Below are 20,451 nucleotides of genomic sequence, written 5' to 3' on the forward strand. Positions count from 1 at the left end.
TCCCCAACCTCAAAGCTGAATGCAGTCGAGCCCCAGCTTCAGGGCCTCTTGCAAATGATTGTTCTCAATCTGATAAGACTGCATACTGCTCTCACCTAACACATCAATTACATAGTCCCGGTATATTTCCACATCACTCCCAGAAACCATGCGACAGTTATTCTTCAAGTGCACAATATAACTTCCCGCCTGCAGTAGATCTCGCGAATCCATATGATCCGACGCATCACACTCACTGTTCTTCAACGTCCCATCTGACTGCAAACAGGTTTGTATAGACTTGCCATCAAGAATTGACCATGAAAGCTCTGCGTCATTCAGGCCACGCAAGCGAGCCAAACTCGTCGCCACAGCAGACTCTGCAGCATCAAAACTCATAGTATCCGCCTGCACGCCCGTCGCGACCTTAGAAGAGTAGATACTTGTGCGCATCGCGGATATGCCTAGCACCGAAACCATAAGAAGAATAAATAACGAAACGATCAATGCAGAGCCTCGCTGCGCCAAACCGTCATTAAGTAGCGAAGTCATATCAAATACCATCCCAATTAACATTACGGACTTGAGCTGTTGTAGAGAATACACGGCGAATTGCACGATCTTCCGGCGTAACAACCTGCTGATCAAGCACTGAAAGCGTCTGGCCACCCGCTGGCACAGGCAATGTTGTGTCACTACTACGCAGCAGCAAGCCTACTCGAATAGACACAACGGAATCATCAGCAACCAAGCCAGCAGCAGATACAAACTTCGTCGCGCCTATTTCACTGTCTAGACTACCATCAACACCATATAGCACTTGGAAACTCTCAACCCCGGAAATCAGCTCTACAGCATTGGGTGCCAATGCGGCGTAACCTCCTGCTCCCGACTTGCGCAAGCTTGAACACCATAAGCTCTCGTCCACTACATAATAGCGATTAACGACGATTTCCCCTTCTGGATTAGTACCACCTGCGGTTAAGTCAGCCCCCTGACAAGCTCTCTGGGCCAGATAGCTCACTACCAAGACATCATTACCGCCAGCGCCTCCATCTGTTGATTGAAACGCGACCGAATTACCTTCGGCGTCGTCAACAGAAAGAGCCTGCACCACAGGCTGGACAAAACCTTCAATCTGACTGCCACGACCTGCATTCCGAATATCTGCTGCGATATATCGAAGCACCGTTTGCCCATCTTCATTCACACCTGTCACGGCATCCTGCAGCGAAAAAGTCCGCTGATTAGTGATCAAAAGCTGTATGGCCGCAAGACTCAGCAGTAGACCAAGCAGCAACGCGATCATAAGCTCTACCAGGGTAAGGCCTTGCTGTGACTGCCTCATCGAACAAACTCCATTACCAAGCAGTTAGAATCTTCAGCCAAATTCACGCCATCTATGCTGGTACACGCGTCAATACTATTTGCCGCACCATCACGCTCTCCCCAGTTCAGCACGACACATGTCAGGCCATTGAAGTCACAGTCATCAATTTTGATTTGGCCATTTGGCAGCGTTTGACTCGCCGACCATGCCAACTGACTGAGATCGAGCCCACTCACGTCACAGCCAGCCCCGCACGTCTGACTGGGAGCACTAGCGGGGGTCGCAATAGCCCCGCTTCTCCTGTAATCATCGATCTTGGCTGAGTTCGCTTGAATTCGCTCTACCGCATCCTGCGCGATCAACATCGCTGCACTCCGGTAGTTGGCATCCTCAGATTTCTGCATGGCCACCAGCTGTACCCCGGCAAACCCCAGAGCGCCAACCGCCAGGACAAGCACTGCAATAAGCACTTCTATCATGCCTATGCCAATTTGCGAACTTCGCATCGACACTATTCTCATGCTCCACACCCTCCTGCGATTTGCTCAACAGTCGCGCGCCCAAGAAAAGAAAGTGTGATCCGCCGTCCGTCTACAGTTGCATCCTCGTGGCAGATAGTGATGTTACTTCCTGCGGCGGTCAGCCCTCCCTCGGGCCTATATATCACTGAGGCGATATCACTACGAATACTCACCTTATCGGCAAGCTGATAGGCGTCATCACTATTTACAGAAGACTGATGAACGATAGTCCAGCCGTTACCCCAGTCTCCTCCCACTGGTAAAACCGTAACCAATGAACGGGAGCTCATGGATTCGGCCCTAGCAGCATTTAAGGCGGAAACCAAATCGCTCGTGGTCGATCTAACTGCATTATTCGCAATAGTTCGCTGAAAGGAAGGCACGGCGAGACTTAACACTATGGCAGCAACAACCAGCGTAATCATCAGCTCTAGTATGGTGAACCCCTTCACACTTCGCATTAAAACAACCCTCCTAGTAGTTCGTACAATATAGGCACTGTATTCGGCAAGGTCTTGCTTGCACCGATAGTCGGTCAGATAGAGGGGATGACAGGCGCGTTTTAACTTGCCGGCCCTGTAAAGCGACTTATGCTCAAGGAGAGAGCGATGAAAAGTGACGGTTTTACTCTAGTTGAAATGCTTACTGCACTGGCAGTAATCACCTTAATCCTGAGTATTGGGCTACCTTCATTTGGCAAGCTGGTAGATAGCCATCGTCTGGACGTCGGCAAGGAACAACTGGCACGCAGCATTCAACAAACCCGCGAAGAGGCTTTGCGACGCAACCAGGCAGTGACCATGGCACCGCTGAACGGAGATTGGAACGAGGGCTGGCGCATTTTCATTGATCACAATCGTAATGCTGCATTCGATGCTGAAGACGAGTTGCTGGCAGAAGATTTTGCCGCTCGGGTCAGCCACATACATGGCAGTGGCGCGTTAGCGAAGTATTTACGCTACAACGCGATGGGAGAGTCTGAGCTGCTGCATGGAGGCTTCCTTGCTGGCACCCTTTACCTGTGTCCGGCACAGCAAGGCGGCGATGGCAGAAGGCTCATTATTAACCGCGTTGGCCGCCTGAGGATGGATGCCAGTGAAATCCCGGCAAGCTACTGCTTACCCTGAGACTAACAGCACAGCGGTCAAGCAAAAGCCTGGCGACAAGCTGCCGCCAGGCCAAAATACATCAGGTTCTGTATTCGGCATTGATTCGCACGTACTCATGCGACAAGTCAGTAGTCCATAAGGTCTCACTGAACTCACCGCGACCAAGCTCGATGCGGATAGTAATTTCGGCCTGCGCCATCACACGGGCGCCCTGCTCTTCGCGGTAGTCTTCAGCACGGCCGCCCTGGCGCGTGATACAGACATCATCCAGATAGACGTCAATCTTCTCGACATCCAGACTCGGCACCCCGGCATAGCCTACAGCGGCCAAAATACGACCCCAATTTGGGTCAGATGCAAACAGAGCCGTCTTGATCAACGGCGAATGCGCCACGGCATAACCGACATCCAGACACTCATCGCGGTTACCGCCACCGTTCACCTGAATAGTCACGAACTTGGTAGCGCCCTCACCGTCACGCACTATTGCCTGAGCCAGCTCCAGCATCACTGCATTGATCGCCTCGCTCAATTGCTGATATTCGGCACTCTCAACCGTGTTTATCTCAGGCATATTCGCCTGCCCGGTAGCAATCAGCATGCAAGAGTCATTGGTGCTGGTGTCACCGTCAATGGTGATACGGTTGAACGACAGATCTGCCGCCTTTTTTACCATCTGCTGCAGCACAGGCTGCGCCACTTTGGCATCAGTAGCGACATAACCCAGCATGGTAGCCATATTGGGGCGGATCATGCCCGCTCCCTTTGAGATACCGGTAATAGTCACCAGTTGACCGGCCAAGGTGATCTGACGACTACTACCCTTCGGCTGAGTATCGGTGGTCATGATGCCTTCGGCCGCCACAGCCCAATTACTTTCAGACAGGTCAGACAAAGCCGCCGGCATGACATCGATAATTTTGGCAGCCGGCAGCACTTCTCCGATAACGCCCGTGCTGAACGGCAGCACTTGCTCCAGGGCAACACCACTCAGTTTGGCTAGGGCCTCACAGGTGCTTATAGCGGCCTGCATGCCTGGCTTGCCACTGCCCGCGTTAGCGTTGCCGGTGTTAACCAGCAAATAGCGGGGAGAGTGGCTCAGGTGCTTGCGCGTCAGCGTAACCGGGGCAGCGCAAAATGCGTTAGTGGTGAACACGCCTGCAATGCTTGCGCCTTCGGCGGCCTCCATTATGACGACATCCTTGCGGCCAACTCGCTTGATGCCTGCCGATGCAATACCAAGACGGAAGCCGGGGACTGGGTGCATAACAGGCAATGGGCCAAGACCGACAGGCATAGCGGAAACTCCAAAGAAAGAAAGAAAGGGGAGCTGCAAGGCGGATGGCCGCCCCCTGCAAGCTGCAAGCTGCAAGCTGCAAGCTGCAAGCTGCAAGCTGCAAGCTGCAAGCTGCAAATAGTTTTAAGTTTTGGCGAAAGCTGTCAAGTGCTCTGTCAGACTGTTTGACGTAGCTTGGAGCTTAGCGCTTGGAGCTGCTGAGCCAAAGGCTCAGCTTATCTGCCCGTGGCAATGCTTATACTTTTTGCCAGAACCACAATGGCATGGTTCATTGCGACCCACCTTGGGACCTTGCCGTGTGACAGGCGTGCCCGCGGCAGCTGGCTCTGCAGACTGATCAGCCGCACTGTCTGCATCGGCGACAGCGGCAACTTCTTCATGCTTGAATTGCATGCGCTTCTGCATCTCTTCGGCCTGCTGTCGCAGCCGCGCTTCTTCCTCTGCGGGATCTTCACGCTTGATCTGCACGTGACTCAGAACCCGCACAGTGTCGCGCTTAAGGTTACCCAGCATCTCTTCGAAGAGATTGAATGCTTCGCGCTTGTATTCCTGCTTGGGATTTTTCTGCGCATAACCGCGCAGATGAATACCCTGACGCAGGTGGTCCATGGTTGCCAAATGCTCTTTCCACAGATCATCCAATACACGCAGTAACATCTGCTTCTCGAAAGAACGCATAGCGTCTGCGCCAGCCAGCAGCTCCTTCTCTTCGTAAGCAAGCACCAACTCTTCCAACACGCGCTGACTGACACCTTCTTCGGCCAGCATTTCATTCTCATCCAGCCACTGCTGAACCGGCAGGTGCAGGCCCAGCTCAGTAGCAAGCTGCTGTTCCAGTCCAGCGATGTCCCATTGCTCGGGCAAGCTGCCGCTGGGCATATGCTGACTGACCACATCGGCTACCACGTCTTCACGAATAGCCTGAATGGTTTCCGATACCGTTTCACTGGCAAGAATGGTGTTGCGCTGACCGTAAATGACCTTACGCTGCTCATTGGCCACATCATCGTATTCCAGCAGCTGCTTACGAATATCGAAATTGCGACCTTCAACCTTGCGCTGCGCTTTTTCAATGGCATTGGTCACCATGCGATGCTCGATGGCCTCGCCTTTCTCCATACCCAATGCCTTCATGAAGTTCTTAACCCGGTCTGATGCAAAAATGCGCATCAGGCTGTCTTCCAGCGACAGGTAAAAACGACTGGAACCCGGGTCGCCCTGACGACCAGCGCGACCACGCAGCTGATTATCGATACGACGCGACTCGTGACGCTCGCACGCAATAATGTGCAAACCACCGGACTCAAGCACCTGCTGGTGACGCTGCTGCCACTCATCCTTGACCTGAGCTATCTGCTGCTCGCTCGGGTTCTCCAGACTTGCCACCTCAGCTTCCCAGCTGCCGCCAAGAATAATATCGGTGCCGCGACCCGCCATGTTGGTTGCGATAGTTACCGCGCCTGGCCGACCGGCCTGGGCGATAATCTCGGCTTCTTTCTCGTGGTACTTGGCGTTCAGAACCTTGTGCGGGATCTTCTCCCGAGTCAGTAACTGGGCAACCACCTCTGAGGACTCGATTGATGCTGTACCGACCAGAGCTGGGCGCCCACTTTCCATGCACTGCTTGATGTCTGCGACGATAGCGGCAAACTTTTCATCAATGCTGAGGTACACCAGATCATTGTGATCCTTGCGAACCATGGGTTTGTTGGTAGGGATAACCAGTACGTCCAGACCATAGATCTGGCGAAACTCAAAAGCCTCGGTATCCGCCGTGCCCGTCATACCTGACAGCGTCGGGTACAAACGGAAGTAGTTCTGGAAAGTCGTGGAGGCGAGGGTCTGGCTCTCAGCCTGAATCTTCAACCCTTCCTTCGCCTCAATGGCCTGATGCAGGCCTTCTGACAAGCGACGGCCCGGCATGGTACGACCAGTATGTTCGTCGACCAGTAATACCTGATTGTTTTGTACGATGTACTCTACATTGCGATGAAACAACGTATGCGCGCGCAAGGCCGAGTGCACGTGATGCAGCAGATTCAGGTTCTGTGCGGCGTAAAGGCTATCACCCTCTGCCAGCAGACCTTCCTTGACCAGCAACTCTTCAACGTATTGGTGACCAGCCTCGTTCAACTCTACCTGGCGGGTTTTCTCATCAATGCTGTAATGACCATCGACTTCTTCCTCGGCCTCTTCTGCGGGGTAGCCACGCTTGAGCAAAGGGATAAGCGTATTAATGGAGGTATAAAGGCGTGAGCTATCTTCAGCCGGGCCGGAGATAATCAACGGCGTCCGCGCTTCGTCAATCAGGATGGAGTCAACCTCATCCACCACCGCAAAATTTGGCTCCCGCTGGAATTTATCTTCCATGCGGAACGCCATATTGTCGCGAAGATAGTCAAAGCCCAACTCGTTATTGGTGCCGTAGGTAATATCGCACCGATACGCATTGCGCTTTTCTTCCGGGTCTTGGAATGGCACTACGACGCCAACCGACATCCCCAGGAATTCATAAAGCGGGCGCATCATATTGGCATCACGGGTGGCCAGGTAATCGTTCACCGTCACCACATGCACGCCCTTACCGGATAGCGCATTGAGATAGACAGGCAGAGTGGCGACCAGGGTTTTACCCTCACCGGTCTTCATCTCGGCAATCTTGCCTTCAAACAATGCCATACCACCAATCATCTGCACATCGAAATGCCGCATACCCATAACGCGCTTACTGGCTTCACGTACCAGGGCAAAAGCTTCGGGCAAAATTGATTCAAGTGGCTCACCGTCCAGCGCGCGCTGCTTCAGGTCCGGTGTTTTCGCTTTGAGCTGCTCGTCGCTGAGAGCGTTAAGCTCTTCCTCCAGTGCGTTGATTGCACTGACGACCTTACCCATCCGCTTCAGCTCACGATCGTTCTTGCTTCCCAACAGCTTTCTCATTAAAGGCGCAAACATAGTCGACTTCGATATCCATATTGGTGATCGGCGAACCCGGCAGTTGCCGCGGAAGGTCGCACAGAAAAAGGCATTCTACTCTGATTATTGCCCGACAATAAACCGGGCGCACGCAAGGACGCCCGGGCACCGCTGTTGCAGCGCCCTTGCGTTAGATATGGGGATCAACAGGGATTATTTCAATGCGACATAGCGTGCAGGATTGACTGCCATGCCGTTACGATAGACTTCAAGGTGCAAATGAGAGCCGGTAGAGCGACCTGTGGTACCCACCGCCGCAATCTCCTGCCCCTTCTGCACCAGATCACCCTTGCTGACCTTTAGCTCGGAGGCATGGGCGTAACGGGTCTTGTAGCCACCACCATGATTGATCTCAACCATATTACCGTAGGCGCCGCTGCGCCCGGAAAATACGACCACGCCGCTACCGACAGCATAGATAGGGGTGCCACGAGGGGCGGCAAAGTCCAACCCGCTGTGCGTGGAAATACGCCCGGTAATCGGGTCGGTGCGACGCCCAAATCCAGACGACAAACGCCCAATGCGTACAGGCTTGAAATCAAGTGCCGAGTCAACATCAGACTGCCGACTCACCATCAGTTCTTCCAGCAACTGTAGCTGCTGCGTGCGATCATCAATCCGCTCGGCCAGTTGCTCAATAACGTTTTGCAAATCAGGCGAGTGATAGCTCAAATCGTCGGACTGCAGCTCAGGCCCACCCATACCCGGATCGACATCATCGCCAAAGTTAAACTCGCCGTCTGAAAAGTCGGCTAACTCGGTCAGGCGCTCACCCAGTGCATCCAGCCGCGTAAGGCGCATTTGCAGGCGCGCCAACTGTTGGCTCATACGCTCCATTTGTGCCTGTTGCCCGTCATCCTCCCCGACATCCTCTATGTCGTAATCCTGGAGTACCTGCTGCCATTGCGGCGCGTCTGTTTCAGCCACTTCATCAATAGCTCCGCTACCACCAAGCAGCTGCCACGTCAAAAGCGCGGCGGCAATGGGCAAAGCAGTAAGCACGGCGATACCGGCAGCAACCCAGGGGGCACTTAACGTAACCGTTCGCGACGCACCATGGCGCCCAGTGAGGATAATAATGTTCAAATAAAAGACCCCAAACAATCATGATGGCGGTTCTGATAGGATAACCACCACATCACTCCAACCTGGTTCAGACCTGCATGGCTTTCTATCCGCTGGATGCACGCCGACCCACTGATCTGCTGCGCACCAACACCACCCTGAAAAAACTCTACGCTCAGGCGAAATCTATCGAGCGCCTGCAATCTTTGGTAGAGACTCAACTGGAGCCTGCAGCAAGGGAACACTGCAAAGTGGCGTCATTTGCAGACGGCGTTTTGCGCTTCGTGGTCAGCAGTAGCCATTGGGCTACACGCCTCAGATACCAGCAAAAGCGTCTTGTTCGCGCATTACAAGCCTACAATGAGTTCGCAACTTTAACGAAAATACACTGCAAGGTACAACCGCCACTGATCAAAAAAGCACCACCAGTTCGCACAATGCGTCGATCCAGTGTTGCTGCCGAACACCTGCAGGAGACCGCAGAGCAGGTAACCGACCCCAATTTACGTGCCGCACTGCAGAAGCTGGCAAGCCATCACAACGGCAACTGAAGACAGCTCGATGGCACAAAGTGCCACTATCAGGATTGCCCCTTAATGAGCAAAAGAGCCGCCAAGCAGACATTCGAGAGAAAAGAAAACGGCCACCAGAGGTGGCCGTTAAATATAGAACGAAACGAGAAAGCTGTCAGATGACTGCTTTAAGTGACGCTTAGACTGCAGCAGCCGGGCGCATAAACGAAATAGGCGCCGTACCCGCATCTTCAAAGGTCACCACTTCCCAGGCGTCCTTGGTTGCAAGCAGCGTGCGAAGCAACTTGTTATTCAGCGCATGACCTGATTTGTAGCCCTTGAACTCACCCACCAAGCTTTTGCCCAGCAGATAAAGATCGCCAATAGCATCCAGAATCTTGTGCTTAACAAACTCATCTTCATAACGCAGACCGTCCTCGTTGAGTACTCGATACTCATCAACAACGATTGCATTATCCACACTACCGCCCAACGCCAGATTCTGGGAGCGCAGATACTCGATATCACGCATAAACCCGAAGGTCCGGGCGCGACTCACTTCCTTTACAAAAGAAGTACTGGAAAAGTCCACGCATGCGGTCTGACTGCGACCACGGAAAACCGGATGGTCAAAGTCGATACCAAATGAAACCTTGAACCCCTCGAAAGGCACGAAGGTTGCGGTCTTGCCATCCTCTTCCACAGTTACTTCGCGTTTTATACGAATAAACTGCTTGGCGGCGTCCTGCTCCTCAATACCAGCGGACTGGATAAGGAATACAAAAGGACCGGCACTACCGTCCATAATCGGCACTTCAGGAGCACTCAGCTCGACATAGGCGTTATCAATACCCAGACCGGCCATGGCAGACAGCAAATGCTCTACTGTATCAACCTTGGCGCCGTCCTTGATCAGGGTCGTGGACATAGTAGTCTCACCCACGAACTCGGCACGCGCCGGGATCTCGACCACGGGGTCGAGATCGGTACGGCAGAACACGATGCCCGTATCCACAGGTGCAGGTTTCAGCGTGAGATATACCTTCTCACCCGAATGCAGACCAACACCAGTGGCCCGGATGATGTTCTTCAGTGTGCGTTGTCTGATCATGCTTGACTGGGTCCGCTCTAGTTGCGAATAATTTTCAACAAATTGGCGTGCATGATAGCAAAGTACGCCTTTGTTGAATACCAATAAGCCCTATGCCGCCGATTGATCAGATCAATCGGCCTGGCGCCGCAGGAAGGCTGGAATATCGAGATAATCCAGATCTTCAGCTGGCTGGCTCAAACGCGCGGCTGCACTGCCCTGAGGATGCTGATTACGCATCACCGTAGGACGATCCAGGTCGCGGTAGTTTGGTGCAGAGCCTTCACCCTGGCGAGCAGACGGTGCTTGAGCCTGCGCAGCAGTGTTATCCACTACCTTGACCGGCTTTTCCACCTTGGCACCCAGACCAGTAGCAACCACAGTAACACGCAGCTCATCACGCATCTCTGGATCAATAACGGTACCAACTACAACAGTCGCGCTTTCAGAAGCGAACTCTTCTACGGTGCTACCCACCTCGGAAAACTCACCCAAGGACAGATCCGGACCGGCAGTGATGTTAACCAGGATACCGCGTGCGCCCATCAGATTAACGTCTTCCAGCAGCGGGCTGCGGATAGCGGCTTCAGCAGCTTCACGAGCACGATTTGGCCCACTGGCGTGACCAGTACCCATCATCGCCATGCCCATTTCGCTCATAACCGTCTTCACATCGGCGAAGTCAACGTTGATCATACCCGGACGCATGATCAGGTCAGCAATACCTTGTACTGCGCCCAGCAATACATCGTTTGCCTTACTGAATGCAGCCAGTAGGCTGGCGTCTTTACCCAGTACGGTGAGCAACTTTTCGTTAGGAATAGTGATCAGTGAGTCAACGTGCTGACTCAGCTCACGAATACCTTCTTCTGCGATCTGCAGGCGCTTACGGCCCTCGAACGGGAACGGCTTGGTTACCACAGCCACTGTGAGGATGCCCATTTCGCGTGCCACTTCTGCAACGACAGGCGCTGCACCGGTACCGGTACCGCCACCCATGCCAGCAGTAATGAACACCATATCGGCGCCCTGCAGCACTTCAGCAATGCGCTCGCGATCTTCGATCGCAGCTTCACGACCAATCAGCGGGTTGGCGCCAGCGCCAAGGCCCTTGGTCACTGCCGAACCCAGCTGGAGCACTGTGCGCGCGCTGACATTTTTCAATGCTTGAGCATCGGTATTGGCGCAGATGAAATCCACACCCTCGACGTTATTGACGACCATGTGCTGCAGCGCATTACCACCGCCACCACCGACACCAACAACTTTGATTACTGCGTTCTGAGGAACGTTATCGATCAGTTCAAACATGACCTTCTCCTTGAGTACAGACTCGTTTCGTTTTCGTTTCGTTTACTGCGTTTAGCCCGCTTTGGCGGGTCTACTACTTAAACTGCAAGTGCTTAAAAGTTGCCTTGAAACCACTTCTTCACCCGTTCGACAACTGGCACTTTATTGCCGCTGTCGCTCGGGCTATTGCTCTGCTCGCCATGGTGTTTGATGCCGTAATGCAGCAGGCCTACACCGGTGGCGTATACTGGGTTACGTACCACATCGGTAAGCCCCTTGAATTCTTGCGGCATGCCAAGGCGAACCGGCATATGGAAGATCTCTTCCGCCAACTCGATCGCGCCTTCCATCTTGGCGGTACCGCCGGTCATCACGATGCCGGCCGGAATCATGTCTTCAAATCCGGAACGACGTAGCTCGGCCTGAATCAGCGTGAACAACTCGTCATAGCGCGGCTCTACCACTTCAGCCAGAGCCTGACGAGACAGGTCGCGCGGCGGCCGATCACCGACACTGGGCACCTTAATGGTTTCTTCTGGACCCGCCAGCTTGGCCAGTGCGCAGGCATAACGGATCTTGATCTCTTCGGCGTACTGAGTCGGGGTGCGCAACGCCATCGCGATATCGTTGGTGACCTGGTCGCCCGCGATCGGGATAACCGCTGTGTGCCGGATCGCGCCTTCGGTGAAGATGGCGATATCCGTTGTGCCGCCGCCAATATCAACCAGACAGACGCCCAGCTCTTTCTCGTCCTCAGTCAGCACGGCGTAGCTGGAAGCCAGCTGCTCCAGAATCACATCTTCTACTTCCAGGCCACAGCGACGGATGCACTTCTCGATGTTCTGCACAGCGTTGAGCGCACAGGTCACCAGATGCACCTTGGCCTCCAAACGCACACCAGACATGCCGAGCGGCTCCCGTACACCTTCCTGGTTATCGATCACATACTCCTGCGGCAGGATATGCAGCACCTTCTGGTCAGCCGGAATAGCCACTGCCTGACCCGCATCGAGAACCCGTTCGATATCTGCCTGCACCACCTCACGATCACGAATCGCGACGATGCCATTCGAGTTCAGGCTGCGAATGTGGTTACCGGCAATACCCGCAAAAACCGAGTGAATCTGACAACCCGCCATCAGCTCGGCCTCTTCGATCGCCCGCTGAATCGACTGCACGGTGGACTCAATATTGACCACCACGCCTTTTTTCAGGCCGCGTGAGGGGTGCGAGCCGATACCCACGATCTCCAGCTCGCCGTCCGCACCGATCTCGCCGACCAGTGCCACGACCTTGGAGGTGCCGATATCCAGCCCTACAATCATCCTGCTACCCTGCTTGCTTGCCATAGTCTTCCTGTCACTCCCCCGATTCGGCCGGTTCAACTGGCTCTCGCCAAGCCACGGCCATACCATTGCTGTAACGCAAATCTACTCGCGCGATCATTTCTCGCCGGTCCTGCAGCAACCTTTGCTCAATCGTCATGAAGCGCTGCATCTTGTCCACCAGGTTGTCGCGCCCGAGCAAAACTTCAATGCCGTCTTCGGTAGTCAGAAACCAGCTACCGCGATCACGCAGCTCCAGCTTGCTGACCACCATGCCCTGCGGGCGCAGCAGGCTGCTGAACTGCTGGTAATGGCGCATCACACGGCGTTTGGCGCGCTCAGGACCATCAAGCTGCGGCAGCTGTGCAAAACGACTGATATCGTCTGGCGTAAACGCCTTACCCTCATTGTTCAATAACGCCTCATCACCCCAACGGGCGATCGGCAACTGCTCGTCCAGGTCTATCACCAGCTTGTCCGGCCAAACCCGTTTAACCGATGCATCTGCAACCCAGGGCATTGCCAGCAAATCGGTATGCAGACCGTTCAGATCAATACCCAGAAAGCTTTCATGCAAATAAGGCTGGATGACCTGCTGCACCGCTTCGCGATCGATGTAAAGCAACTCACCGTCGACAGTAATCAGCGATACCGGTCTATCTGCCAGCGGCATCAAGCGACTACCCAGCTCGTAAAGCCCCATCCCCAGCGCGACCAGCAACAGTGGCCACAGCAGTGACTGCAGCCGGCGTCCCAGTCCGTCGAACGACGGCTTACCCAGGCGACTGCGTACACTCGGACGCGGAGCAGGCGGCGTCACGCGCACAGCGCCGCGGCTCGACGCTTTGCGTCGTGCAGCAGGTGCGGTGCGTGAATCGCGGATCATCTGCCCCAACATTGCTTGACTACCTCAGCAGCGGGCGCTGGCAAGAATCGCCAGCACCAAATCGGTAAACGACATACCCGTGGCTTTCGCCGCCATCGGCACCAGGCTGTGATCGGTCATACCCGGCACAGTGTTAACTTCCAGCAGATAGAAACGTCCTGCCTCATCCTGCATCACGTCTACCCGCCCCCAACCACGACAGCCAACGGCATTGAAAGCACGAAGACACAAGTCTGCGAGCTCAGCTTCTTTTTCTGCCGGCAGCTCACACGGACACAGATACTGGGTATCGTTGGCCAGGTACTTGGCGTCGTAATCGTAAAAATTGTGTGGCGTACGCAAACGGATGGCCGGTAGCGCCTTGCCATCCAGAATGGCGACGGTAAATTCCGCGCCCTGCACCCACTGCTCAACAAGCGCCTGATCGTCGTAAGCCTGCGCACCTTTCCACGCATCCTGAAGATCCGCCAGGCTATCGGCCTTGGCCATGCCGATAGACGAGCCTTCATGCACCGGCTTGATGATCAGCGGCACACCCAGCTGGTCGACGATACCCGCGCACTCGTCCATCGCACCCAGCATGGCGTAGGCCGGCGTCGAGAGACCCAGGCTTTGCCAGATTTGCTTGGTAATCAGCTTGTCCATGCCCACTGCTGACGCCATAACACCGCTACCGGTATAAGGAATACGCAATGATTCCAACAAGCCCTGCAGGCTGCCGTCCTCACCACCACGCCCATGCAACGCGATGAACACACGATCCGGGCGCTCGGCAATCAACTGCTCTGCCAGACGCTCGTCGGCGTCAATGCCATAGGCATTCACCCCCGCACCCAGCAGCGCTTCAAGCACTGCTGCGCCGGACTTCAACGAGACGGCGCGCTCAGCTGAACTGCCACCAAACAGGACGGCCACACGGCCAAAGGCTGCTACATCTACCATCACGCCTTACCTCCAGCGTCTTTTGCTGCCAATGCCTCAGCCAACTGCTGAGCAAGACCGCCAATATCCCCTGCGCCCTGGGTCAACAGAATATCGCCCGGCTGCAGTACGGCTTCCAGGAGCGGCATGACATCAGCATCGCGCTCCACATAAATAGGGTCCAACTGACCACGCTGGCGAATGCTGCGGCACAGGTGCTTACTGTCTGCGCCAGGCACGGGTTCTTCACCGGCCGGGTAGACTTCCATCAGCAGAAGGGCGTTGGTCTCACCCAACACCTGCACAAAATCTTCATAGAGGTCGCGGGTACGGCTATAGCGGTGCGGCTGATAGAGCATGACCAAACGACGCTCCGGCCAACCGGCGCGCACGGCCTTGATCACCGCAGCCACTTCACGCGGGTGATGTCCGTAGTCGTCAACCAGCATGATCTGGCCATCAGCCCAGCTGTAATCGCCATACACCTGAAAGCGGCGACCCACGCCCTGAAAGCCAGTCAAGCCGGCCAATATGGCTTGGTCGGAAACGCCCTCATCCGTCGCAACCGCAATGGTTGCCAACGAGTTCAGCACGTTGTGCACACCAGGCATGTTGACCGAGACATTGAGCGGCTCATGTCCTTCACGCAGTACCGTAAAGTGGGTTTGCATGCCTTGCTGGTGAATATCGACCGCGCGGACATCTGCGTCTTCTGACTCACCATAGGTGATGACCTGACGATTGACCTGCGGCAGAATCTCGCGCACCACCGGATCGTCGATACACAGCACAGCCAACCCATAGAATGGCAGGTTGTGCAGAAATTCAACGAAGGTGCGCTTCAAGCGATTGAAGTCGCCTTCGTAGGTGGCCATGTGGTCTGCATCGATATTGGTGACGATCGCCACCATCGGCTGCAGATGCAGGAAGGACGCATCACTTTCGTCTGCTTCAGCCACCAGATAGCGACTTTCCCCCAACTGGGCGTTGGTGCCGGCGGCGGTCAGCCGACCGCCGATAACAAACGTCGGGCTCAAACCGTCGGCAGCGAGTACCGACGCAATCAAACTGGTTGTTGTGGTCTTACCGTGGGTACCAGCGACCGCAATACCATGGCGATAGCGCATCAGCTCGGCCAGCATCTCTGCGCGCGGCACCACAGGTATACGCTGATCCATCGCAGCGGCGACTTCCGGGTTCTGCGGATTAATGGCGCTAGAGACGACCAGTACATCAGCCGACTGCACATTCTCCGCACGATGCCCAATATCAATCCGCGCCCCGAATTCTTCCAACCGCTGGGTAACTGCGGAGCGCTTGAGGTCTGAGCCAGACACTTCATAGCCAAGATTCAATAACACCTCAGCGATCCCGCACATACCTACGCCGCCGATACCCACAAAGTGAATGCGGCGAATGCGGCGCATTTCCGGCAGGGTGAACGTTGCCTTGTTACGTTTTTTACTGTTCACGAGCAACCTCCAGGCAGGCACGCACCACATCTGTGGTGGCATTGGGTGTTGCTTGTTCGCGGGCGCGTAATGCCATCTCTTGCAGTAACTCCGGTTGATTCATATAAGTCGTCAATTTCTCTGCCAGCAGAGCACCGGTTAGCGTGGCCTGGGGCAGTAGCTCTGCGCCGCCCCGCTCAGCCAGGTAGCGCGCATTAGCGCTCTGGTGATCATCAATAGCGTGTGGCAGCGGGATCAAAAACGAGGGACGACCCGCAGCGGCCAACTCACATACCGTCAGTGCTCCCGCGCGGCAGACCACTAGATCAGCCCATTCATAGGCGCCGCTCATGTCGGCAATAAAGGCCTCGACATCAGCTCGCACTCCGGCGTGTTGATAGCCTTCACGCGCAGTCAATAGATGTTGCTTGCCACACTGATGAACAACCTGCGGACGCTGCTCCTGCGGGATCAGGCTGAGCGCTTCTGGCAAAAGCCTGTTCAGCGGCATAGCACCAAGGCTCCCGCCCAGGACCAGCAGCCGCAGCGGACGCCGACCATCGAAAGCAAGCGCCGGCACCTGGAAGATCTCTTCGCGCACGGGGTTACCCGTGCTGCGACGGCGCTTGTCGTCCGGAAAGCTACCCGCGAAACCTTCGCAGCAGCGCTTGGCAACGCGCGACAAAAGCCTGTTGGCAGTGCCCACTACTGCGTTCTGCTCATGGATGACGACCGGAATACGACGCATCCACGCGGCCAAGCCACCCGGACCGGTCACGTAACCACCGGCGCCCAGAACAAACACCGGACGCAACTCAGACAACAGCTTGAGCGACTGGCCCAACGCACGAAGAATACGGAACGGTGCCTTGAGCAGATCCAGCTTGCCCTTGCCGCGCAGCCCCTGAATATCGATGTAATGAATCGGGAAGCCAGCCTGCGGCACGAGATCGACCTCGATACCTCGGCGCGTTCCCAGCCAGTGCACGTCGTAACCTTGATCACGCAGCAAGCGAGCACAGGCCAGCGCGGGGAATACGTGCCCACCGGTGCCTCCAGCCATTACCAGAACTCTTTTAGCCATTTGCGGCCTCCCGTAGCGCCTGACGACGCTCCCAGTCAATGCGCAGCAATAGGCCCAAAGACACGCAGCACACCACCAACGAGCTACCGCCGTAGCTTAGAAACGGCAACGTCAGCCCCTTGGTTGGCAACAGGCCGATGTTAACGCCCACATTAATCAGCACCTGACCACACCACATGATTGCCAGACCGTAAGCCAGATAGGCGGAAAACATCCTGCCGGCGCGCTCGGCCCACAAGCCGATATACAGCGCGCGTACCGCAACGAAAATCAGCAGTGCGAAGGCGGCCAGCGCACCAATCATGCCCAGCTCTTCAGCCAGCACGGAAAACACGAAGTCGGTATGCGCTTCGGGCAGATAAAACTGCTTCTGAATGCTATTACCCAAGCCAACCCCCAGCCATTCGCCTCGCCCGAAGGCGATCAACGCCTGGGTCAGCTGATAGCCAGTACCGTAGGGGTCATCCCAAGGGTTGAGAAAGCCGGTCAGGCGCTGCAAGCGGTAGGGCTCGAACGCGACCAGAAGACCCGCCAAACCGCCAAGCGAACCAAACAACAACAGAAAGCGGAACAGCCCTACACCGCCCAGGAAAAGCATGCCGGTGGCCGCCCCCATCAATACCACGGTGGCACCAAAGTCCGGCTCAATGATCAGCAACCAGGCCATAGGGCCAAGCACCATGAAGGGCTTGATAAAGCCGAACCATTGCTCTTTGACTTCTGCCTGACGATGCACCAGGTAACCGGACAAAAAGACCACAGCAAACAACTTGGCCAGCTCTGAGGGCTGCACGTTAATGGGGCCAACAGCAATCCAGCGCCAGCTACCGTTAACTTCACGGCCGATGCCGGGAATCAATACCGCCAACAGCAAGGCAAAGCCGAGGAACAACAGCGGGAACCGGAACTGCTCCCAAAGGCGCACCGGCACCGCCAGGGTAGCCGCCATCGCCAGCAAACCGATCACCAGATAGACGATCTGGCGGTTCATGTAATAAAGCGGGTCGCCGAGACGACCGGCCGCTACTTCCATCGAGGCGGACGTAACCATGACCAGCCCCAACGCGAGCAAACACAGAGACCCCACCAACAACGGCAGGTCCATGTCAAACCGACGCTCACCAATCAGCGGTGCGCTAGCGTCGCGGGCAGTGGCAAGCCAGTTCATAGCGCTAGCCTCCCGACAGCGTCGGCAAACAAGCGGCCACGCTCTTCAAAGTTCTTGAACATATCCAGGCTGGCGCAAGCAGGCGACAACAACACGATGTCACCGGGCTGTGCTTTATCCGCTGCAAGCTGCACTGCCGCTTCAATGCTATCGACCTGCGTAGCATCCAGACTGTTTGGCAACGCCGCCGCAACCTTGTCTGCGTCACGCCCCAAAAGTACCGCAGCGCGGCAATAGCGCTCGACCGGCTGGCTCAAAGGTTTAAAGTCGGCGCCTTTACCATCACCACCGGCAATCAGCACCAACTTGCCGTCAATGTCTGCGCCCAAGCCGTTGATGGCAGCCAGCGCTGCGCCCACATTGGTCGCCTTGGAGTCATCAAAGAAGCTAACCCCTGCGTGCTCACCTACCCACTGACAGCGATGTGGCAAACCGGCAAACCGGCGCAACATCTCCAGCATGGGCTGCATCGGGACGCCGGCAGCATGCCCAAGCGCCAGCGCCGCCAGCGCGTTGGATTGATTATGGGCGCCACGCATTTTCAGCTCGCGAGTTGGCATCAAAGGCTCAAACTCAAAGGCCAGCCAGCTTTCACCGTCTTGCTGTACCAGCCCAAACCCTTTGAAGTCAGGACGTGACAGACCAAAAGTGAACGTAGGCAACTCATCTGCGACCAGGGGACGCGACAAGGCGTCATCGCGATTCACCACAACCTGCTCTGCGCCACGGAATATGCGGTGCTTGGCCAGATGATAAGCAGCAAGGCCGCTGTAACGATCCATATGATCTTCGCTCACGTTCAATACCGTGGCGACCCGCGCATTCAAGCGGTCTGTGGTTTCCAACTGGAAGCTGGAGAGTTCGAGCACATACAGCGCCGCATTCTCATCCAAGAGATCTAGCGCAGGTGTACCCAGATTGCCGCCGACCGCCACCACAATTCCCGCGGCAGCCGCCATCTCGCCAACCAGTGTAGTGACGGTACTTTTCGCGTTTGAACCAGTAATGGCCACAATCGGCGCCTTGGCCTCGCGAGCAAACAGTTCGATATCGCCGACGATAGACACACCGGCTTTAGCGGCGGCCAGCAATGCAGGCGTACTCAACGCAATACCAGGGCTGACAATCAGCTCGCTGGCGCCACACAGGAGCTGCTCATCAAGCTCACCCAAATACAGGTCAGCCATGGGCGCAAATCGCTTCAGCTTGTCCAGACCCGGTGGGTTTTGGCGGGTATCAACCACGGCAAATGACAGGCCTCGGCCCGCCAAATAACGGGCGACCGAGAGCCCGCTACTGCCGAGCCCGACGATGATCCGTTTTTTGTCCGTAGTAATCAGTGACACCCGTTATTCCTCAGCTTCTATTAACGCAGTTTCAAGGTAGCGAGACCGATCAACACCAGTACCACGGTGATGATCCAGAACCGCACAATCACGCGCGGTTCAGGCCAGCCCTTCAATTCAAAATGGTGGTGAATCGGCGCCATGCGGAATACGCGGCGCCCGGTCAACTTGAACGACGCGACCTGCACAATCACCGACAGGGTTTCCACCACAAAGATGCCCCCCATGATGAAGAGCACAATTTCCTGCCGCACGATGACAGCAATCACACCAAGCGCGGCGCCCAGCGCCAATGCGCCGACGTCGCCCATAAAGACTTGAGCTGGATAGGTGTTAAACCAGAGAAAGCCAAGACCGGCGCCCAGCAAGGCACCACAGAAAATGATCAGCTCACCTGCGCCCGGCACATAGGGGATCAGCAGGTACTCGGCGAACTTCGCATTACCCGACAGATAGGCAAAAATACCCAGCGCGCCACCAACCATGACTGTTGGCATAATCGCCAGACCATCAAGACCGTCAGTCAGGTTGACCGCGTTGCTGGAGCCCACAATCACAAAGTAAGTCAGGACAACGAAAAACGCGCCCAACTGAAACTCTACCTGTTTAAAGAACGGCACGATCAGCGTGGTTTCGACCGGCGTTTGCGCGTGCATGTAGAGCACAATTGCAGCAACCATCCCGAATATCGACTGCCAAAAATACTTCCAGCGTGAAGGCAGGCCACGCGAACTCTTCTCAACCACCTTGCGGTAGTCATCCACCCAACCGATAGCGCCAAAGCTCAGTGTCACACCCAACACAACCCATACATAGAGGTTGCTCAGGTCGGCCCACAACAGCGTGCTGATACCGATTGCGACCAGGATCAGCGCACCGCCCATGGTCGGCGTACCTGCCTTGGACAAATGCGATTGCGGCCCGTCGTTGCGCACTGACTGACCGATTTGGCGAAAGCTCAGGGTGCGGATCATCCAGGGGCCAAGACACAGCGCTAATGCCAGCGCCGTGAGCACACCCAGAATCCCGCGCAGCGTCAGGTACTGAAATACCGAGAAGCCGGAGTAGAACTGCTGTAGATATTCGGCTAGTAGAAGCAACATA

The 20,451-nt window shown here is 55.6% G+C and carries 19 protein-coding genes; 2 read left to right on the forward strand and 17 right to left on the reverse strand.

Annotation, left to right across the window (positions count from 1 at the left end; all coding sequences use genetic code 11):
* Positions 1-9: 9 nt before the first annotated feature.
* Genes H4J77_RS00390 through H4J77_RS00405 form a run of 4 tightly spaced genes read right to left on the reverse strand, consistent with a single transcriptional unit; the run spans position 10 to position 2,291 of the window.
* Positions 10-531: a PilX N-terminal domain-containing pilus assembly protein gene (locus H4J77_RS00390; RefSeq protein WP_182246542.1), complete on the reverse strand. Its 522-nt coding sequence runs from the start codon at positions 529-531 to the stop codon at positions 10-12.
* 1 nt (position 532) lies between these two features.
* Complete coding sequence (locus H4J77_RS00395; RefSeq protein ID WP_182246846.1) at positions 533-1,327, reverse strand: PilW family protein; 795 nt, start codon at positions 1,325-1,327, stop codon at positions 533-535.
* A complete protein-coding gene (gene pilV / locus H4J77_RS00400) occupies positions 1,324-1,815 on the reverse strand; it encodes a type IV pilus modification protein PilV (protein ID WP_220469190.1) in 492 nt (163 codons plus the stop codon). The genes H4J77_RS00395 and pilV overlap by 4 nt, the downstream gene beginning before the upstream one ends.
* Positions 1,816-1,826: 11 nt before the next feature.
* Complete coding sequence (locus H4J77_RS00405) at positions 1,827-2,291, reverse strand: GspH/FimT family pseudopilin (RefSeq protein ID WP_182246848.1); 465 nt, start codon at positions 2,289-2,291, stop codon at positions 1,827-1,829.
* Between the two features lie 147 nt (positions 2,292-2,438).
* Here H4J77_RS00405 and H4J77_RS00410 point away from each other — a divergent pair, with 147 nt between their 5' ends.
* On the forward strand, positions 2,439-2,957 hold the full coding sequence (locus H4J77_RS00410) for a GspH/FimT family pseudopilin (RefSeq protein WP_182246546.1): 519 nt from the start codon (positions 2,439-2,441) through the stop codon (positions 2,955-2,957).
* A gap of 61 nt (positions 2,958-3,018) precedes the next feature.
* On the opposite strand, the gene argJ is transcribed toward H4J77_RS00410, so the two are convergent.
* From argJ to H4J77_RS00425, 3 genes are all read right to left on the reverse strand, one after another.
* A complete protein-coding gene (gene argJ, locus H4J77_RS00415; RefSeq protein ID WP_182246548.1) occupies positions 3,019-4,236 on the reverse strand; it encodes a bifunctional glutamate N-acetyltransferase/amino-acid acetyltransferase ArgJ in 1,218 nt (405 codons plus the stop codon).
* 210 nt (positions 4,237-4,446) lie between these two features.
* On the reverse strand, positions 4,447-7,188 hold the full coding sequence (secA, locus tag H4J77_RS00420) for a preprotein translocase subunit SecA (RefSeq protein ID WP_123890440.1): 2,742 nt from the start codon (positions 7,186-7,188) through the stop codon (positions 4,447-4,449).
* A 174-nt stretch (positions 7,189-7,362) separates the two neighbouring features.
* A complete protein-coding gene (locus H4J77_RS00425) occupies positions 7,363-8,295 on the reverse strand; it encodes a M23 family metallopeptidase (RefSeq protein ID WP_182246550.1) in 933 nt (310 codons plus the stop codon).
* A 77-nt stretch (positions 8,296-8,372) separates the two neighbouring features.
* Here H4J77_RS00425 and H4J77_RS00430 point away from each other — a divergent pair, with 77 nt between their 5' ends.
* The gene (locus H4J77_RS00430; protein WP_182246552.1) at positions 8,373-8,825 is read left to right on the forward strand and encodes a DUF721 domain-containing protein; all 453 of its coding nucleotides are present in this window, start codon (positions 8,373-8,375) and stop codon (positions 8,823-8,825) included.
* 160 nt (positions 8,826-8,985) lie between these two features.
* Here H4J77_RS00430 and lpxC read toward each other — a convergent pair whose 3' ends face one another.
* The 10 genes from lpxC to mraY form a co-directional block, all read right to left on the reverse strand.
* Positions 8,986-9,897, reverse strand: a complete 912-nt coding sequence (gene lpxC, locus H4J77_RS00435; protein ID WP_123890437.1) for a UDP-3-O-acyl-N-acetylglucosamine deacetylase — start codon at positions 9,895-9,897, stop codon at positions 8,986-8,988.
* Between the two features lie 111 nt (positions 9,898-10,008).
* A complete protein-coding gene (gene ftsZ, locus H4J77_RS00440; RefSeq protein ID WP_123890436.1) occupies positions 10,009-11,187 on the reverse strand; it encodes a cell division protein FtsZ in 1,179 nt (392 codons plus the stop codon).
* 92 nt (positions 11,188-11,279) lie between these two features.
* Entirely contained in the window at positions 11,280-12,515 is a 1,236-nt protein-coding gene (gene ftsA, locus H4J77_RS00445) for a cell division protein FtsA (RefSeq protein ID WP_182246554.1), read from the reverse strand.
* Between the two features lie 10 nt (positions 12,516-12,525).
* A complete protein-coding gene (locus tag H4J77_RS00450) occupies positions 12,526-13,389 on the reverse strand; it encodes a cell division protein FtsQ/DivIB (protein ID WP_259364647.1) in 864 nt (287 codons plus the stop codon).
* Between the two features lie 12 nt (positions 13,390-13,401).
* The gene (locus tag H4J77_RS00455; protein ID WP_123890471.1) at positions 13,402-14,319 is read right to left on the reverse strand and encodes a D-alanine--D-alanine ligase; all 918 of its coding nucleotides are present in this window, start codon (positions 14,317-14,319) and stop codon (positions 13,402-13,404) included.
* Entirely contained in the window at positions 14,319-15,725 is a 1,407-nt protein-coding gene (gene murC / locus H4J77_RS00460) for a UDP-N-acetylmuramate--L-alanine ligase (RefSeq protein ID WP_220469202.1), read from the reverse strand. Before murC ends, H4J77_RS00455 begins: the two co-directional genes overlap by 1 nt.
* 34 nt (positions 15,726-15,759) lie before the next feature.
* The gene (gene murG / locus H4J77_RS00465; protein ID WP_182246556.1) at positions 15,760-16,833 is read right to left on the reverse strand and encodes an undecaprenyldiphospho-muramoylpentapeptide beta-N-acetylglucosaminyltransferase; all 1,074 of its coding nucleotides are present in this window, start codon (positions 16,831-16,833) and stop codon (positions 15,760-15,762) included.
* Complete coding sequence (ftsW, locus tag H4J77_RS00470) at positions 16,826-18,001, reverse strand: putative lipid II flippase FtsW (RefSeq protein WP_123890432.1); 1,176 nt, start codon at positions 17,999-18,001, stop codon at positions 16,826-16,828. The genes murG and ftsW overlap by 8 nt, the downstream gene beginning before the upstream one ends.
* A complete protein-coding gene (murD, locus tag H4J77_RS00475) occupies positions 17,998-19,347 on the reverse strand; it encodes a UDP-N-acetylmuramoyl-L-alanine--D-glutamate ligase (protein ID WP_182246557.1) in 1,350 nt (449 codons plus the stop codon). Before murD ends, ftsW begins: the two co-directional genes overlap by 4 nt.
* 20 nt (positions 19,348-19,367) lie before the next feature.
* Complete coding sequence (mraY, locus tag H4J77_RS00480) at positions 19,368-20,450, reverse strand: phospho-N-acetylmuramoyl-pentapeptide-transferase (RefSeq protein WP_123890430.1); 1,083 nt, start codon at positions 20,448-20,450, stop codon at positions 19,368-19,370.
* Position 20,451 lies beyond the last annotated feature (1 nt).

It is taken from the genome of Pseudomonas sp. 5Ae-yellow (genome assembly GCF_014077575.1).
Classification (GTDB): domain Bacteria; phylum Pseudomonadota; class Gammaproteobacteria; order Pseudomonadales; family Pseudomonadaceae; genus Halopseudomonas; species Halopseudomonas neustonica.

Bases quoted from the DNA above. Each gene is read 5' to 3' on its own strand.
- H4J77_RS00390 (WP_182246542.1), bottom strand. From the start codon at position 531: ATGACTTCGCTACTTAATGACGGTTTGGCGCAGCGAGGCTCTGCATTG.
- H4J77_RS00395 (WP_182246846.1), bottom strand. From the start codon at position 1,327: ATGAGGCAGTCACAGCAAGGCCTTACCCTGGTAGAGCTTATGATCGCG.
- pilV (WP_220469190.1), bottom strand. From the start codon at position 1,815: ATGCGAAGTTCGCAAATTGGCATAGGCATGATAGAAGTGCTTATTGCA.
- H4J77_RS00405 (WP_182246848.1), bottom strand. From the start codon at position 2,291: ATGCGAAGTGTGAAGGGGTTCACCATACTAGAGCTGATGATTACGCTG.
- H4J77_RS00410 (WP_182246546.1), top strand. From the start codon at position 2,439: ATGAAAAGTGACGGTTTTACTCTAGTTGAAATGCTTACTGCACTGGCA.
- argJ (WP_182246548.1), bottom strand. From the start codon at position 4,236: ATGCCTGTCGGTCTTGGCCCATTGCCTGTTATGCACCCAGTCCCCGGC.
- secA (WP_123890440.1), bottom strand. From the start codon at position 7,188: ATGTTTGCGCCTTTAATGAGAAAGCTGTTGGGAAGCAAGAACGATCGT.
- H4J77_RS00430 (WP_182246552.1), top strand. From the start codon at position 8,373: ATGGCTTTCTATCCGCTGGATGCACGCCGACCCACTGATCTGCTGCGC.
- lpxC (WP_123890437.1), bottom strand. From the start codon at position 9,897: ATGATCAGACAACGCACACTGAAGAACATCATCCGGGCCACTGGTGTT.
- ftsZ (WP_123890436.1), bottom strand. From the start codon at position 11,187: ATGTTTGAACTGATCGATAACGTTCCTCAGAACGCAGTAATCAAAGTT.
- ftsA (WP_182246554.1), bottom strand. From the start codon at position 12,515: ATGGCAAGCAAGCAGGGTAGCAGGATGATTGTAGGGCTGGATATCGGC.
- H4J77_RS00450 (WP_259364647.1), bottom strand. From the start codon at position 13,389: ATGTTGGGGCAGATGATCCGCGATTCACGCACCGCACCTGCTGCACGA.
- H4J77_RS00455 (WP_123890471.1), bottom strand. From the start codon at position 14,319: ATGGTAGATGTAGCAGCCTTTGGCCGTGTGGCCGTCCTGTTTGGTGGC.
- murC (WP_220469202.1), bottom strand. From the start codon at position 15,725: ATGCGCCGCATTCGCCGCATTCACTTTGTGGGTATCGGCGGCGTAGGT.
- murG (WP_182246556.1), bottom strand. From the start codon at position 16,833: ATGGCTAAAAGAGTTCTGGTAATGGCTGGAGGCACCGGTGGGCACGTA.
- ftsW (WP_123890432.1), bottom strand. From the start codon at position 18,001: ATGAACTGGCTTGCCACTGCCCGCGACGCTAGCGCACCGCTGATTGGT.
- mraY (WP_123890430.1), bottom strand. From the start codon at position 20,450: ATGTTGCTTCTACTAGCCGAATATCTACAGCAGTTCTACTCCGGCTTC.